The sequence below is a fragment of the Micromonospora sp. GCM10011541 genome (genome assembly GCF_042650725.1).
Taxonomy (GTDB): domain Bacteria; phylum Actinomycetota; class Actinomycetes; order Mycobacteriales; family Micromonosporaceae; genus Micromonospora; species Micromonospora sicca.
On sequence record NZ_JBHSBP010000099.1, the window covers coordinates 58651 to 73052 of the forward strand.

Annotated in this window: 15 protein-coding genes and 1 pseudogene; 7 read left to right on the plus strand and 9 right to left on the minus strand. The window is 73.2% G+C overall.

The features are described 5' to 3' along the window. Positions 1–2: 2 nt before the first annotated feature. A complete protein-coding gene (gene aceB, locus ACFOYX_RS32535; protein ID WP_322438628.1) occupies positions 3–1586 on the minus strand; it encodes a malate synthase A in 1584 nt (527 codons plus the stop codon). Between the two features lie 611 nt (positions 1587–2197). Between aceB and ACFOYX_RS32540 the strand changes: the two genes are divergently transcribed. From ACFOYX_RS32540 to ACFOYX_RS32555, 4 genes and pseudogenes are all read left to right on the plus strand, one after another. Continuing rightward, a complete protein-coding gene (locus ACFOYX_RS32540) occupies positions 2198–2686 on the plus strand; it encodes a hypothetical protein (protein WP_322438629.1) in 489 nt (162 codons plus the stop codon). Between the two features lie 90 nt (positions 2687–2776). Further along, positions 2777–3427, plus strand: coding sequence for a class F sortase (locus tag ACFOYX_RS32545; RefSeq protein ID WP_377534722.1), 651 nt, complete (start codon positions 2777–2779; stop codon positions 3425–3427). 61 nt (positions 3428–3488) lie between these two features. Beyond that, a complete protein-coding gene (locus tag ACFOYX_RS32550) occupies positions 3489–4601 on the plus strand; it encodes a magnesium and cobalt transport protein CorA (RefSeq protein WP_322438631.1) in 1113 nt (370 codons plus the stop codon). Between the two features lie 158 nt (positions 4602–4759). Then, positions 4760–5257 (plus strand): annotated as a pseudogene (locus ACFOYX_RS32555) (SGNH/GDSL hydrolase family protein); the annotation flags it as partial. A 319-nt stretch (positions 5258–5576) separates the two neighbouring features. Here ACFOYX_RS32555 and ACFOYX_RS32560 read toward each other — a convergent pair. Continuing rightward, positions 5577–6194 (minus strand): disulfide bond formation protein DsbA, encoded by a 618-nt coding sequence (locus ACFOYX_RS32560; protein WP_109805881.1) that lies wholly within the window; start codon positions 6192–6194, stop codon positions 5577–5579. A gap of 450 nt (positions 6195–6644) precedes the next feature. On the opposite strand from ACFOYX_RS32560, the gene ACFOYX_RS32565 reads away from it, so the two are divergent. The 3 genes from ACFOYX_RS32565 (at position 6645) to ACFOYX_RS32575 (ending at position 8060) form a co-directional block, all read left to right on the plus strand. Next, positions 6645–6818 (plus strand): hypothetical protein, encoded by a 174-nt coding sequence (locus ACFOYX_RS32565; RefSeq protein ID WP_201750042.1) that lies wholly within the window; start codon positions 6645–6647, stop codon positions 6816–6818. 209 nt (positions 6819–7027) lie between these two features. Beyond that, positions 7028–7618 (plus strand): hypothetical protein, encoded by a 591-nt coding sequence (locus tag ACFOYX_RS32570; RefSeq protein ID WP_322438632.1) that lies wholly within the window; start codon positions 7028–7030, stop codon positions 7616–7618. 22 nt (positions 7619–7640) lie between these two features. After that, positions 7641–8060, plus strand: coding sequence for a YchJ family protein (locus ACFOYX_RS32575; protein ID WP_322438633.1), 420 nt, complete (start codon positions 7641–7643; stop codon positions 8058–8060). 33 nt (positions 8061–8093) lie between these two features. Here the strand turns inward: ACFOYX_RS32575 and ACFOYX_RS32580 are convergent, their stop codons facing one another. The 7 genes from ACFOYX_RS32580 to ACFOYX_RS32610 are packed head-to-tail and all read right to left on the minus strand — an operon-like array spanning position 8094 to position 14374. Continuing rightward, the gene (locus ACFOYX_RS32580) at positions 8094–8639 is read right to left on the minus strand and encodes a gluconokinase (protein ID WP_109805880.1); all 546 of its coding nucleotides are present in this window, start codon (positions 8637–8639) and stop codon (positions 8094–8096) included. Next, complete coding sequence (gene manD / locus ACFOYX_RS32585) at positions 8629–9858, minus strand: D-mannonate dehydratase ManD (protein WP_322438634.1); 1230 nt, start codon at positions 9856–9858, stop codon at positions 8629–8631. The genes ACFOYX_RS32580 and manD overlap by 11 nt, the downstream gene beginning before the upstream one ends. Before the next feature lie 24 nt (positions 9859–9882). Continuing rightward, positions 9883–10836, minus strand: a complete 954-nt coding sequence (locus ACFOYX_RS32590) for a sugar kinase (protein WP_322438635.1) — start codon at positions 10834–10836, stop codon at positions 9883–9885. Next, the gene (locus ACFOYX_RS32595) at positions 10833–11456 is read right to left on the minus strand and encodes a bifunctional 4-hydroxy-2-oxoglutarate aldolase/2-dehydro-3-deoxy-phosphogluconate aldolase (protein ID WP_322438636.1); all 624 of its coding nucleotides are present in this window, start codon (positions 11454–11456) and stop codon (positions 10833–10835) included. The genes ACFOYX_RS32590 and ACFOYX_RS32595 overlap by 4 nt, the downstream gene beginning before the upstream one ends. Before the next feature lie 2 nt (positions 11457–11458). Beyond that, positions 11459–12607 (minus strand): galactonate dehydratase, encoded by a 1149-nt coding sequence (gene dgoD, locus ACFOYX_RS32600; RefSeq protein ID WP_109805876.1) that lies wholly within the window; start codon positions 12605–12607, stop codon positions 11459–11461. Between the two features lie 7 nt (positions 12608–12614). Further along, the gene (locus ACFOYX_RS32605) at positions 12615–13430 is read right to left on the minus strand and encodes a carbohydrate ABC transporter permease (RefSeq protein ID WP_109805875.1); all 816 of its coding nucleotides are present in this window, start codon (positions 13428–13430) and stop codon (positions 12615–12617) included. Then, positions 13427–14374: a carbohydrate ABC transporter permease gene (locus ACFOYX_RS32610; protein WP_201750041.1), complete on the minus strand. Its 948-nt coding sequence runs from the start codon at positions 14372–14374 to the stop codon at positions 13427–13429. Before ACFOYX_RS32610 ends, ACFOYX_RS32605 begins: the two co-directional genes overlap by 4 nt. Between the last annotated feature and the right edge of the window lie 28 nt (positions 14375–14402).

Consider the following 14402-nt stretch of genomic DNA (forward strand, 5'->3'; position numbering starts at 1 on the left):
GGTCAGGGCATCCGCTCGTACGCGGGCACGGTGAGGAAGTCGGCGAAGTCGTCGGCGACGGCGACCTCCATGAACAGCGCGCGGGCTTCGGCGTAGTCACCCGGGTCGCCGGGAAGCTTGCCGATCTCCTCGTCGGCGATCCGCTCGACCAGCTCCCGGCTGACCCGCTCGCCGGTGTCGTCGAGGGTGACGTCGTTGTGCAGCCACTGCCACACCTGGCTGCGGGAGATCTCCGCGGTGGCGGCGTCCTCCATCAGGTTGAAGATGGCCACCGCGCCGGTGCCCCGCAGCCAGGCGGCCAGGTACTGCACGCCGACGCTGACCGCGTTGCGCAGCCCGGCCTCGGTGTGCTGCCCGGGGGTGGACCGGACGTCGAGCAGCTCGGCGGCGCTGACCCGCACCTCCTCGCGGGCGCGGTCGAGCTGGTTCGGCCGGTCGCCGAGGACTTGGTCGAAGACCTGCCGGCAGACCGGCACCAGGTCGGGATGGGCCACCCAGGAGCCGTCGAACCCGTCGTCGGCCTCGCGGGTCTTGTCGTCGCGGACCTTGGTCAGGGCGATCTCGTTGACCTGCGGGTCGCGCCGGCTGGGGATGAAGGCGGCCATCCCGCCGATGGCGTGCGCGCCCCGCCGGTGGCAGGTCCGCACCAGCAGCTCGGTGTACGCGCGCATGAACGGCACCGTCATCGTCACCGCGTTCCGGTCCGGCAGCAGGAAGTCCCTGCCCCGGGTGCGGAACTTCTTGATCACGCTGAACATGTAGTCCCACCGGCCGGCGTTCAGCCCGGCGGAGTGCTCGCGCAGCTCGTAGAGGATCTCGTCCATCTCGTAGGCGGCCGGGAAGGTCTCGATCAGCACGGTGGCCCGGATGGTGCCGCGCGGGATGCCGAGCCGTTCCTGGGCGGCCAGGAACACGTCGTTCCACAGTCGGGCCTCGAGGTGGCTTTCCATCTTCGGCAGGTAGAAGTAGGGCCCGGCGCCCCGGTCGAGCTGCCGGCGGGCGCAGTGGAAGAAGTACAGCCCGAAGTCGACCAGGCTGCCGGAGGTGCGCTCGCCGTCGACCAGGATGTGCTTCTCGGTGAGGTGCCAGCCGCGCGGGCGTACCACGATGGTGGCCAGTTCGCCGTCGTGCAGCGCGTACTGCTTGCCCTCGGGGGAGGTGAAGTCGAGCTTGCGGTCGATCGCGTCGCGCAGGTTGAGCTGACCGGAGACGACGTTCTGCCAGAGTGGGGTGTTGGCGTCCTCGTGGTCGGCGAGCCACACCTTCGCGCCGGAGTTCAACGCGTTGATGGTCATCTTCGCGTCGGTGGGGCCGGTGATCTCGACGCGGCGGTCCACCAGGCCGGGCGCCGGCTCGGCGACCCGCCAGTCCGCCTCGCGGATCTCCCGCGTCTCGGGCAGGAAGTCCAGCAGCGCGCCGTCGGTCAGTTCGGCCTCGCGCCGCCGCCGGCGGTCGAGCAGGTCCCGGCGGCGCGCATCGAAGGCGCGGTGCAGATCGGCGAGGAAGGCCAACGCCTCCGGGGTGAGGATCTCGTCGTACCGGGGGTGCATCGGTCCCGTTACCTCGACGCCGGCCGGACTGGTCATCGGCTCGCTCCTCACCGTGACATGTGTCGCGATCTATCCGGTGTGCTCCTGCCGACTGTAGTTCTCGCTGGTCGGGGCCGCGACCTGAGTGACGGCACAGCCACCGGGAGCGGTCGGCCCGGTGCGGCGAACGGTGCCTTCCGGGCGGCGAGCGGCTGCCCGGCACCTTTCACCCTCCACTCTGGATGTACGGCACCCCTGGGTCGCGCCGCCACCGGCCACTGTCGCCCGCCGGTCGGTCGCGGGGGCTGGCCCTCGGGCGCCGGCCGCCGAAACCGCGGCACCGGTGTCACCGGACCATGTCAGGGTTTCCGACATCGAGGACAGGAACGGTCGCACCGGGCACACGGCCGCGGCGAGCCCGCGGGGCGCAGATCGCCACGGACGGCCCAGGAGGAACCAGAGCTCCAGGGCGTTACGGCCGTCCTGGGTGGGCATTTCCGCCGCTCCCCGGCGGGAGGGGGAACACGTGACGGCAACGAAGATTTCTCATTTACGCCGGACGGGCAACCCAACCCTCCTAGTGTTGGCCACACCGGTGCTAGTCACGGAGTTGGCCACCCGAACGACGTCCCACGCAGACAGCGGACGAAAAGTGAGGGAAGACGCGGATGAAGGCACAGAGAATTCTCGGATCGGCGGCGGTCGGCGTGGGCCTCGGCGCACTCCTGCTCCCGGCCGCCGCGCTCGCGCAAACCACCACCGTCTCACCAGCGACCACCCCGGTCGGCGGGACCGTCGTGCTCACCACGACCTGCAACCCGAACGTGGGTGACGCGATCTTCCGCGTCACCGGACCGAACCGGGACGAGAACGTCCGGTCCACGACCGCGGCGGCGGGCGGCGGCCTGAGCGCCGAACTCTTCACCGCCGGGTTCACCCTCGGCACCTACACGGTCACCACGACCTGCGGCGACGGCAGCAGCGGCGGCAGCGCCCAGTTCACCGTCACCCCGATCGGCGGCGCGCCGGCCGGCGCCGGCGGCCACGGACCGGACACCGGCGTCCTGGTCGCGGGCGGCGCGCTCGCCGCCGGCGCCGTCGCCGGCGGGACGTACGTGCTGCTGCGCCGCCGGCGCCGCGCCTCCGTCGTCGCCTGAGACGCCGCCACACACCATCCCTTGTGCGAGGGTGCCCGCGCCGGCGTGACCGGCGCGGGCACCACGCCCACGTCGGACGGAGGTGGGAACCTGTCGCCCCAGCGCAACCCCGAGCGCGGCTTGTCGCGGGCTCGCACCGCCGCGGTGGTCGCGGCGGTCACGCTGACCGGCGCGACCGGGGCCGGCCTGGTCGCCGCCGGCCTCGGCACCACCGCGAACCGGCCGCCGCAGCCCGGAGCCTCGGCCGCCCCGACCTCCGAACGGTCCAGCTCGCCCGGGCCGGTGCTTCCCCGGTCCGAACCGGTCCGGATCGCCATCCCCCGCATCGGCGTCCGGGCGGAGATCGTCCCGGTCGCCACCGACGACGACGGCGCCCTGGAGGTGCCGCCGCTGGACCATCCGGAGGTGGCCGGCTGGTACCGCCGCGGTCCAACCCCGGGCGAGGCCGGCAACGCCGTCCTGGTCGGGCACGTCGACTCGCAGACCGGTCCGGCCGTCTTCTTCGACCTCGGTCGGCTCCAGCCCGGCGACCTCATCCAGGTCGCCCGGGCCGACGGCCGGCAGGCGACGTTCAGGGTGGACGGTGTGGGGGCGTACCCGAAGGAGCGCTTCCCCACCGAGCGGGTGTACGGCGGCGACTCCGCGGCCCGGCTGCGGCTGATCACCTGCGGCGGCCGGTTCAACCCCCGCACCGGCAGCTACCCCGACAACATCGTCGTCTTCGCCACGGCCACGCACTGACCGCACCGACGGCACGTGCCGTACGGTAGGCCGTCAGTTCCCGGCGGGGCGGAGGTGCGCGGTGGACCGGTCGGCGGTACGGACCCGGCGGGGCCCCCGGCTTCCCGCCCTGCTCGGTCGGCTGCTCGGCCGCCCGGCCGACGCGGCGGCCACGCCGGCCGCCCGACGGTCCAACCCCGACGCCGTGGTGGACTGCGCCGTCTACGTCAACGGAAAGCGGGAGCCGGGGCGCCCGCACTACGCCGACGCGTACGCGCACAGCCGGCGCACCCGGCGCTCCTTCGTCTGGTTGGGCCTGCACGAGCCGGGGGCGGCGGTGATGGCGGCGGTCGGCCGCACCTTCGGGCTGGACGAGCTCAGCGTGGCGCAGGCCCTCGCCGACGGGCACCGCCCCACCGTCCAGCGGCACGGCGACGTCACCCTGCTGGTGCTGCGCACCGCCGGTTACGTCGAGCACACCGAACTGACCGACACCTCCGAGGTGATCGACACCGGGGACGTGATGGTCTTCCTCGGCGACCGCTTCGTGATCACCGTCCGGCACGGCGCGGCCGGCGCCCTCGCCCCGGTCCGGGAGGACATCCAGCGCCGTGCGGGTGTGCTGGCCGAGGGACCGTGGGCGGTGGCGTACGCGGTCTGCGCCCGGATGGTGGAGCTCTACCTGGAGGTCTCCGGGCACCTGGAACGGGACCTGGAACGCGTCGAGGAGAGCGTCTTCGCCCGCGACGGCAGCGCCGACATCCAGCACATCTACCAGCTCAAGCGCGAGGTGGTGGAGTTCAAGCGGGCGGTGCTGCCGTTGCAGGCGCCCCTGCGGGACCTGGTCGAGCGGCGCGACGGCGGGCCGCCGCCGGCATTGCAGCGCTGGTTCGTCGACGTGGAGGCGCGGCTGACCCGGGCGGTCGACCGGATCGGCGGGTACGACGACCTGCTCAACTCGATCCTGCAGTCCCGCCTCGCGCAGCTCGCCGTGGATCAGAACAACGACATGCGCAAGATCGCCGCCTGGGCGGCGATCGCCGCCACCCAGACCGCGGTGGCCGGGATCTACGGCATGAACTTCGCCCACATGCCCGAGCTGGGCTGGCGGTACGGCTACGCGGCGGCCCTGCTGCTGATGGCCCTGGCCGCGGTCACCCTGTACCGGTTGTTCCGCCGCTCCGGCTGGCTCTGAACCTCTCCCGCCTCGGCGTCAGGGCTTCTCAAGGCTGTTCTCGGCACACCGGAACAGCAGCGGCGACACCAGGTCCAGCGGTGGATCGCCGGGCAGGTGACGCTCGCCGTCGGCCAGGCCGCTGAGCCCGGGCGAGGGACGGTCCTAAGCTGGCGGCCATGTTGTGGCAGCGGTACGTGGCGATCGGCGACAGCACCACCGAGGGGCTGGACGACCCGGACGGCAACGGCGGCTACCGGGGCTGGGCGGACCGGTTCGCCCTGGCGGTGGCCCGCGCGCAGGGCGGCCTCGAGTACGCCAACCTGGCCATCCGCGGCCGGACCACCGCGCGGATCCGGGCGGAGCAGCTGCCGGTGGCGCTGGAGCTGGCGCCGGACCTGGCGACCGTGGTGGCCGGGATGAACGACGTGCTCCGGCCGGCGTTCGACGCCGACCGGATCGCCGAGGACGTCGGCGCGATGCAGCGAGCCCTGGTCGGCCAGGGGGCCACCGTGCTCACCTTCACCCTGCCCGATCCGGCGCCGGTGATGCCGCTGGCCCGACCGCTGCGCGGCCGGGTGGCGGCGTTCAACGCGGCGGTCCGGGCGGTCACCACCGAGACCGGCGCCACCCTGCTGGACCTGGGGGCGCACCCGGTGGCCGCGGACCCGCGCCTGTGGAGCGACGACCGGCTGCACGCCAACAGCGCCGGGCACGAACGGATCGCCGCCGCGCTGGCGCACACCGCCGGCCTGCCCGGATACGACGACTCCTGGTCGCACCCGCTGCCGGCGGCCGTCCGCCGGCCCCGCCACGAGGTGGTCCGGGCCGAGCTGGCGTGGACCCGGCGGCACCTGCTGCCGTGGCTGGCCCGGCACCTGCGCGGCCGGTCCTCGGGGACGACCGGGTGGCCAAGCGCCCGGTGCCGCTGCCGGTCGAGTGGTGATGCCGGGCGGGGCCCGGTACGGGCGGTGGCCGGAGCCGATCGGGCAGCGCTCAGTGCTCGATCGGCCGGCGGGTACGCGCCCGCTTCAGCTCGAAGAAGCCGTCGGTGCCGGCGACGAGCAGCACGCCGTCCCAGAGCCGCCCGGCGTCCTCCCCGCGTGGGATCGGCGCGACCACCGGCCCGAAGAAGGCGTTGCGCCGACCGGCGTCGTCGGTGACGTGAATGGCGGGGGTGCCCAGGTCCTCGCCGACCGGCTCCAGCCCGGCGCGGTGGCTGGCCAGCAGCGCCTCGTCGTGCTCGGTGGAGTCGGCCGCGTCGGCCAGCTCGACCGGGAGGCCCACCTCGGCCAGCGCCGCGACGTACAGGTCGCGACCGATCGGGGCGCGGTCGTGGTGGATCCGGTTGCCCAGCGCGGTGTAGAGATCGCGCAGCACCTCGTTGCCGAACTTCTGCTCGGCGGCGATCGCCACCCGCACCGGGCCGAGGCCGGGCCTGAGCCACTCGCGGTACCACTCGTCGAGGCCGTCCCGGCCGTCGTTGAGCACGGTGAGGCTGAGCACGTGGAAGCGGAGCCGCACCTCCCGGACGCGCTCCACCTCCAGCAGCCAGCGGGAGGCGTTCCAGGCCCACGGGCAGCGCGGGTCGAACCACATGTCGGCGTTCGTCATCGTCGTCTCGGTCCCTCCTGAGCGGTTACGAGACGACGGTAGGCCACGGATCGGCCCACCGTGAGAGCCGATCGGGACGCTGATTCTTGAGCCAATCGGCACGGGCAGGCCGATCAGGGCCTGCTCCGCCCCGCTGACCGTCGCGCGCCGCCGCCGGACTGGCGGGGCGTAGGGTGGGACCATCCCGGAATCGACGACATCCCACTTTCGAGGTGGCCGCCACGCCGGATCCACCCAGGGGACGTCATGTCCGTACCGCGTCCCGCCGGACCACCGTCGCCGACCTGACGAGGCGTCCCCGCCCATCGCCGGGCTGCCGGCGCCAGGTCCGCGCCTGGGACCCGGTTCCACCCTCCGCACCTGTGGTCCGCCGCGCGCGCGGCGCCACTTCCCCGACTGATATCAGGCCGCGGCCGGGGATCTCCGCAACGGCCTCACCAGGGAGCAACGATGAAGATCGCCAGGCACCGGATCATCGACGTGCTACGGGCCCGCGGCCAGCACGTCCGGGCCGACTGGATCAGGCGGGAGCTGCCCGACGAGGTCGACCTCAACAAGCACGCGGGCCTGCTCGCGACGCTGCACCTCGATCCCGCCGACCTTGCCGAGACGCCGTCACCGTGAGGGCGATGCCGCCGGTCCCGGTGGCATAGCGGGGCACCGCGCGTACCGCGGGCCGGGTGAGGGCTCCTCCGCGCGCAAGTTTGGGGGTCAGGGACGAGGGAAGACAGCAGCCCGCCGAGTCGGGGCCGGTCCGACGAGGCTGGCCAGCGCCCTGCCCGTCGGCGGCACTGCCGACCGGGGTCGGGGCAGATCCCCGAGGAGGAGCGACGATGGCGGACGCGGCGAGGGGCACCCGGACGGCCACCAGGCCCACCAGCGCGCGGAAGGCCACGGGGGCCCGCAAGGCACCGCCGAAGCGGGCGGCGGCGGCGAAGAAGGTCGCGGCCGCCACGAAACGGGCCACCGGGACGAGCGCGGCCAAGACCCCGGGCGAGAAGCCCACCCCGACGACGGCCCGGGTGGCCCGGAAGAAGGCAGTCGCCGCGACGGCGGCGCCCGCCCGGCGGCCGACCGCGAAGGCGACCGCCGCGAAGAAGGCACCGGCCAAGAAGGCCGGCGCGAAGAAGGCGCCCACGACGAAGGCCGCCGCGAAGAAGGCGCCCGCCAAGAAGGCGCCGGCCAAGAAGGCCATGGCGAAGAAGGCGCCCGCCAAGAAGGCCGCGAATAAGGCGCCGGCCACGAGGGTCGCGGCGAAGAAGGCGCCGGCCAGGAAGGCGACGGCGGCGGCGCTGGCCCGGGTCACCGCGGAAACCCGGGCGCCGGCGAAGAAGACGACGACCATGGAGTCGTCCGGCAGGCGGAACACGGCCCGCCGGCCGAGCCGCGGGCCGGTTGGCGGGGCTGGTCGCCCGCCGCGCTGAGCCCCTCGGCGAGAATGACCACGTGGCGAAACGCGGTGCCCGCCGAAGCGCGGCCGACCAGACGACCGGAGCCTGCCCGTGCGGCTCCGGGCTCCCCTACGCCGACTGCTGTGCCCCGGTGCACCGGGGCGAGTCGACGGCGGCGACCGCCGAGGCGCTGATGCGTTCCCGGTTCAGCGCCTTCGCCGTCGGCGACGTCGACTACCTGGTACGCAGTTGGCACTCCGCCACCCGACCGGCGCGGCTGCGGCTCGACCCGGGGCAGCGCTGGACCAGGCTGGAGATCCTCGGCACCGACCGGGGCGGCCTGTTCGACTCCGAGGGCACGGTCGAGTTCCGGGCCCACTACCGGGAGGCGGGGCGTCCGGGCATGCTGGACGAGCGCAGCCGCTTCGTCCGCGAGGACGGCCGCTGGGTCTACCTGGACGCCCTGCCCGGGTGAGGCCGGCCCGGACGGACGCCCGGGCCGGCGGTGCTATCGCCCGCTTACCGGGATCCCGGCGGGCAGCCCGAGCCGGGCGACGGCCGCGGCAGCCAGCTCGTCCGGCACCAGCGCCACGTCCAGCACGACACCGGCCTCCTCCGGCGCCAGCGGCTCCAGGATCGCCCGCTGCGAGTCGAGCAGGCTGGCCGGCATGTAGTGGTCGGCGCGGCGGCTCATCCGGTCCCGGATCAGCTCCGCCGCCCCGGCCAGGTGGACGAACTCCACGTTCGGCGGCCCCTGCCGCAGCACGTCCCGGTAGGACCGCTTCAGCGCCGAGCAGGCCAGCACCGTGGACACGCCTTCGGCGTGCCGGGTGGCCATCCACGCGGCGAGGTCGCGCAGCCACGGCCAGCGGTCGGCGTCGTCCAGCGGTACGCCGGACCGCATCCGCGCCACGTTGGCCTCGGAGTGGAACTCGTCCGCTTCGGCGAACCGGAGCCCGGTCAGCTCGCTGATCCCCCGGGCCACGGTGGTCTTGCCCGCCCCGGACACCCCCATCACCACGACGTGCCGGGTGAGGGGTCGGTCACCAGTCATGGACGGTGCCGTCCTTGAGCCGGTTGAACGGCAGGTACGCCGGCACGTACGGGAACCGCGCCGCGACCTGCTCGTCGAGTTCGACGCCGAGACCGGGCTGCTCCCCCGGGTGCAGGTAGCCGTCGGTGAACGTGAACGACTGCCGGAACACCTCGTTGGTCAGCGCGCCGTGCTGCATGTACTCCTGGATGCCGAAGTTGTGGATGGCCAGGTCCAGGTGGAGCGCGGCGGCCATGCCCACCGGGGAGATGTCGGTCGGGCCGTGGATGCCGGACTTGATCTGGTACTGGGCGGCGAAGTCGAGCAGCTTCCGCATGGCCGTGATGCCCCCGGTGTGGGTGACGGCGGACCGGACGTAGTCGATGAGCTGTTCCCGGATCAGCGTCTGGTAGTCCCACACGGTGTTGAAGACCTCGCCGATGGCCAGCGGCGTGGTGGTGTGCTGGCGGACGAGGCGCAGCGCCTCCTGGTTCTCCGCCGGGGTGCAGTCCTCCAGCCAGAACAGGTCGTACGGCTCGAGGGCCTTGCCGAGCCTGGCGGCCTGGATGGGGGTCATCCGGTGGTGCCCGTCGTGCAGCAGCGGCAGCTCGGGGCCGAACTCGTTGCGGACCGCCTCGAAGACCTCGGGCAGGTGGCGCAGGTACGCGCGGCTGTCCCAGTCCTCCTCGGCGGGCAGCGGGGTGCGCTGGGCCGGCTCGTAGTCGTACCGCTTGCCGTCGACGCCCGGCTGGGCGGCGACACCGTAGACGGCGTTGATGCCGGGCACCGACGTCTGCACCCGGATCGAGCGGTAGCCGAGGTCGAGGTGCCGGCGGATCGAGTCGAACAGCTCCGGCAGGTCCCGCCCGGAGGCGTGCCCGTACGCCATGATCCCGGTCCGCGACGCGCCGCCGAGCAGCTGGTAGAGCGGCATGCCGGCGGCCTTGGCCTTGATGTCCCACAGCGCGACGTCGACGGCCGCGATGGCGGCCATGGTGACCGGTCCCCGCCGCCAGTACGCCGAGCGGTAGAGGAACTGCCAGGTGTCCTCGATGCGGTGCGGGTCCCGCCCGATCAGCAGGGGCACGACGTGGTCGGCCAGGTAGGAGGCGACCGACAGCTCCCGCCCGTTGAGGGTGCCGTCGCCCAGGCCGGTGAGCCCCTCGTCGGTGGTTATCTTGAGGGTGACGAAGTTGCGGTCGGGGCTGGAGACGATGACGTCCGCCGCGATGATCTTCACGCAGGTGCCTTTCTCGGGTGATGCTTAGCGAAGGGTGCTGCCGGGCTGCAGGTCGTCCAGGAGGGACAGTTCGTCGCGGCGCGGCAGGGCCTCCCAGTCGCCGTGCCCGGCGACGACGAAGGCGCCGAGGGTGACCGCGCGGCGCAGCCGTCCGGCCAGGTCGAGCCCGTCGAGGTGCCCGGAGAGGTAGCCGGCGGTGAACGCGTCACCCGCGCCGACGGTGTCCACCGCGGTGACCGGCAACGCCCCGGCGTGCCGGACCCCGTCGGCGGTGTACGCGCGGGCGCCGTCGCCGCCGAGCTTGACCAGCACGGTCGCCACGCCCCGGGCCAGCAGACCGGCCACCACGGTCTCCTCGGCCGCGCCCGGTTCGCCGACGAGGTCCAGCTCGTCGGCGGAGGCGACCACGACCGAGGCGTGCCCGGCGAGGGGGGTGAGCACGACGCGGGCGTCGTCCCGGCGCCACAGCCTCGCCCGGTGGTTGACGTCGAGGCAGACCAGCGCCCCGGCCCGGGACGCGGTCTCGGCCGCCCAGCGGGTGGCCTCGCGGGCGCTGTCGGACAGCGCCGGGGTGATGCCGGTCAGGTGCAGCACCCGGGTGCCGGCCGCGAGGGCCGGGCGCAGGTCCTCGACGCCCAGGGCGGAGCCGGCCGAGCCGGCCCGGTGGTAGCGCACCCGGGTCAGGTCGGCGGTACGCCGTTCCAGGAACATCAGCCCGGCCGGGCGCTCCGGGTCCCGGGTGACGTGGTCGACACCCACCCCCTCGGCGCGCAGTTGGCGCAGCACGTACCCGCCGAGCTCGTCGTCGCTGACCCGGCCGGCCCAGGCGGCCCGGTGGCCGAGCCGGGCCAGGCCGATCGCCACGTTGGACTCGGCCCCGGCGAGGTGCATGGTCAGGGCGCCACCGGCCGCGAGGGGCCCGGCGGACCGCAGCGACACCAGCGCCTCGCCGAAGGTGAGCAGGTCGACGGCGGTCATGACGTGGCGGCGACGTAGGCCCGGGCCCGCTCCCGCAGCGCGTCGAGGTCGCCGCCGGAGGCGGCGTCGCCGACCAGCGGGCCGCCGACGCCGACGGCGATCGCGCCGGCGGCGAGGTAGCCGGGCAGCTCGGCGAGACCCACCCCGCCGACCGCGACGAACGGGATGTCCGGGAACGGGTCGCGCAGCGCCTTCAGGTACGCCGGCCCGCCGACCGACGCCGGGAAGAGCTTGACGGCGGCGGCCCCGGCCCGGACGGCGGCGTACGCCTCCGTCGGGGTGAGCGCCCCGGCGGCGACCGGCAGCCCCCGGCGGACCGCCTCGGGGATCGAGTCGACCACGGCCGGGGTGACCACGAACTGCGCCCCGGCGGCGGCCACGTCGGCGACGGCGGCCGGGGTGAGCACCGTGCCGGCGCCGACCAGCGAGCCGGCCGGGGCCGCCGCCCGGATCGCCGCGATGGCGTCGAGCGCGCCCGGCGTGGTCAGCGCCACCTCCACCACCCGGACGCCCTCGGCGAGCAGGGCGGTGCCGGTGGCGACGGCGGCGGCGGTGTCGGTGCCGCGGATGACCGCCAACAGGCGGGTGGCGGCGAGTTCGGCGGTGAGGTCGAGGGTCATGATCACCATTCCGCGTAGGAGCCGTCGAGGTGTCGGAACATCGGGCTGCGCCAGGCGTGACCGCGCTTGTCCGCCGACCGCACCGCCTGCTCGTCGATCTCGATGCCCAGACCGGGCGCGGTGAGCCGCTCGACGTACCCGTCGACGAAGGTCAGCGGGGTCTTGTCGAGGCAGTAGTCGAGCACCTCGGCGCCGAGGTTGTAGTGGATGCCGATGCTCTGTTCCTGGATCAGGTAGTTCGGCGTGGCGAAGCCGACCTGCAGGCAGGCCGCGAGAGCGATCGGCCCGAGCGGGCAGTGCGGGGCGAGCTGGACGTCGTACACCTCGGCCAGTGCGGCGATCTTGCGTACCTCGGTGATGCCGCCGGCGTGCGAGAGGTCCGGCTGGGCGACCGCGATGCCGGCCTGGAGGACGGGCAGGAACTCCTGCCGGCTGTAGAGCCGCTCCCCCGTGGACACCGGCGTGGTGGTCGACCGGACGAAGTCGCCGATCAGGTGGGAGTTCTCCGGGACGACCGGCTCCTCCAGGAACAGCGGCCGGTACGGCTCCAGCAGCGGCGCCACCCGGCGGGCGTTGGCCAGGGTGAACCGGCCGTGGAAGTCGACGGCGACGTCCCGGTCGTCGCCGAGCACCTCGCGGGCGGCGGCCACCCGGGCGACCACCCCGTCGAGCTCGGCCACCGAGGCGATCGGGCTCATCCGGCCGGAGGCGTTCATCTTGACCGCGGTCAGTCCCGCCTCGACCTGGGCGGCGATGTGGTCGCGGACCTCGCTCGGCTCGTCGCCGCCGACCCAGCCGTACACCCGGATCCGGTCCCGGACCGGGCCGCCGAGCAGCTGGTGCACGGGGGCGCCGAAGTGCTTGCCGGCGATGTCCCAGAGGGCCTGGTCGAGGCCGGACACGGCGCTGGCCAGGATCGGGCCGCCCCGGTAGAACGAGGCCTTCGTCATGACCTGCCAGTGGTCCTCGATCCGCAGCGCGTCCCGGCCGATCAGCAGCTCGCTGAGCTGCTCGACGGCGGTGCGGACGGTCTCGGAACGCCCCTCGCAGGTGGCCTCGCCCCAGCCGACGATCCCGGCGGAGGTCTCGACGCGGACGAAGAGCCACCGGGGTGCGACGAGGAAGGTCTCGATGCGCGCGATCGTCGTCATGGTCTGTTCAGCCCTTCGTCGCGCCGGCGGTGAGCCCGGAGACCACGTACTTCTGCACGAACAGGGCGATCAGCATGATCGGCAGGGTGACCACGGTGGCGGCGGCCATCAGCCCGCCCCAGTCGATGCTGGCGTAGCCGACGAAGTCGAAGATCGCCACGGGCAGGGTCTTGGTGTCGGCGCCGGAGAGCACCAGGGCGAACATGAAGTTGTTCCAGGAGAAGATGAAGGACAGGATGCCGGCGGTGGCGATGCCGGGCACCGACAGCGGCAGCGTGATCCGCCGGAACGCGCCGATGTGGGTCAGCCCGTCGACCAGCGCCGCCTCCTCCAGCTCCTCCGGCAGGCCGTCGAAGTAGCCCATCATGATGTAGACGACCAGCGGCAGCGACACGAACATGTGGCTGAGGATCAGCACGCCGAAGCCGCCGACCATCTTCAGGTTGGAGAAGACGTAGTACCAGGGCACCAGCAGCGAGACGCCCGGGATGACCCGGGCCATCAGCACCACCAGCGCGGACTTGCGCATGTTGAACCGGCTCATCGAGTACGCGGCCGGCACGCCCAGGAGCAGCGACGCCACCGTCGCGGCGAAGGCCACCCACAGGCTGTTGCCGATGAACTGGACGTAGTTCGCCTGCTTGAGCACGGTGACGTAGTTGTCCGTGGTGGGCGAGAAGACCAGCGCCTTGCCGGTGTCGTAGATGTCGACATTGGTCTTGAACGACGCGGCGACCATCCAGAGCAGCGGCGCGAGCAGCGACAGCACCACGACGGCGAGCGCCACCACCCGGAACACCCGGTACGCGGGACGGGGCTTCATCGGTGCGCCTCCTTGCGGCGGGCGGTCAGCGCCCACATCGACCCGATGATGATCAGGAAGAAGATGATGAGGACGGTCGAGGAGACGCCGTACTCGTTGTAGTCGAAGCTGAGGCCGTAGGCGTACACGTTGAGCGTCTCCACCTCGTGGAAGGAACCGCCGCCGCGACCCTTGGTGGCGTAGAGGATGTCGAAGGTCTTCAGCGCGTCGATGCCGCGCAGCAGGATCGCCACGATCACCGTGGGCATCAGCAGCGGCAGGGTGACGTGCCGGAAGCGCTGCCAGGTGCTGGCACCGTCGATCCGGGCCGCCTCCTGCGGCTCGTCGGAGAGCGAGGTGAGCCCGGCGAGCAGGATCAGCACCACCATCGGCGTCCACTGCCAGACGTCGATGAAGATGGTGGTGGGCAGCGCGGAGTGCTGGCCGGCGAGCCACGGCTGCGGTCCGATGCCGACCCAGCCGAGCACCTGGTTGGCCAGGCCGATGTTGGGGTCGAAGATGAGCCGCCACATCATGCCGACGGCGACCGGGGTGGCGACCAGCGGCATCAGGATGGCCACCCGGACCCACTTCTGCCCCTTGAACGGCCGCCACAGCAGCAGCGCGACCGCCATGCCGAGCACGACCTCGAAGAGCAGCGCGACGACGGTGAACGTGGCGGTCCGCCCGACGGCGGGCCAGAACCGCTCGGTGTCCGACAGCACGTCGAGGTAGTTGCGGAAGCCGACGAACTCGCTCTCGGCGCGGACGGAGCCCTCGGCGTCGGTGAGGCTGAGGTAGCCGGTCCAGGCGAGCGGGAAGACGATCAGCGCGGCGACGAAGATCATCGCCGGCGCGGCGAAGAGCCACTTGCGGTGCTCGTTGGCCCAGCGCGCCCAGCCGGGCGTGTCGGGCGTTTCCGAGGCGCCGCCGGTCGCTCGGGCGGGGGTGGTGACTGTTGCCATGGGATCTCCGGGGGTGGGCGGGCCGACG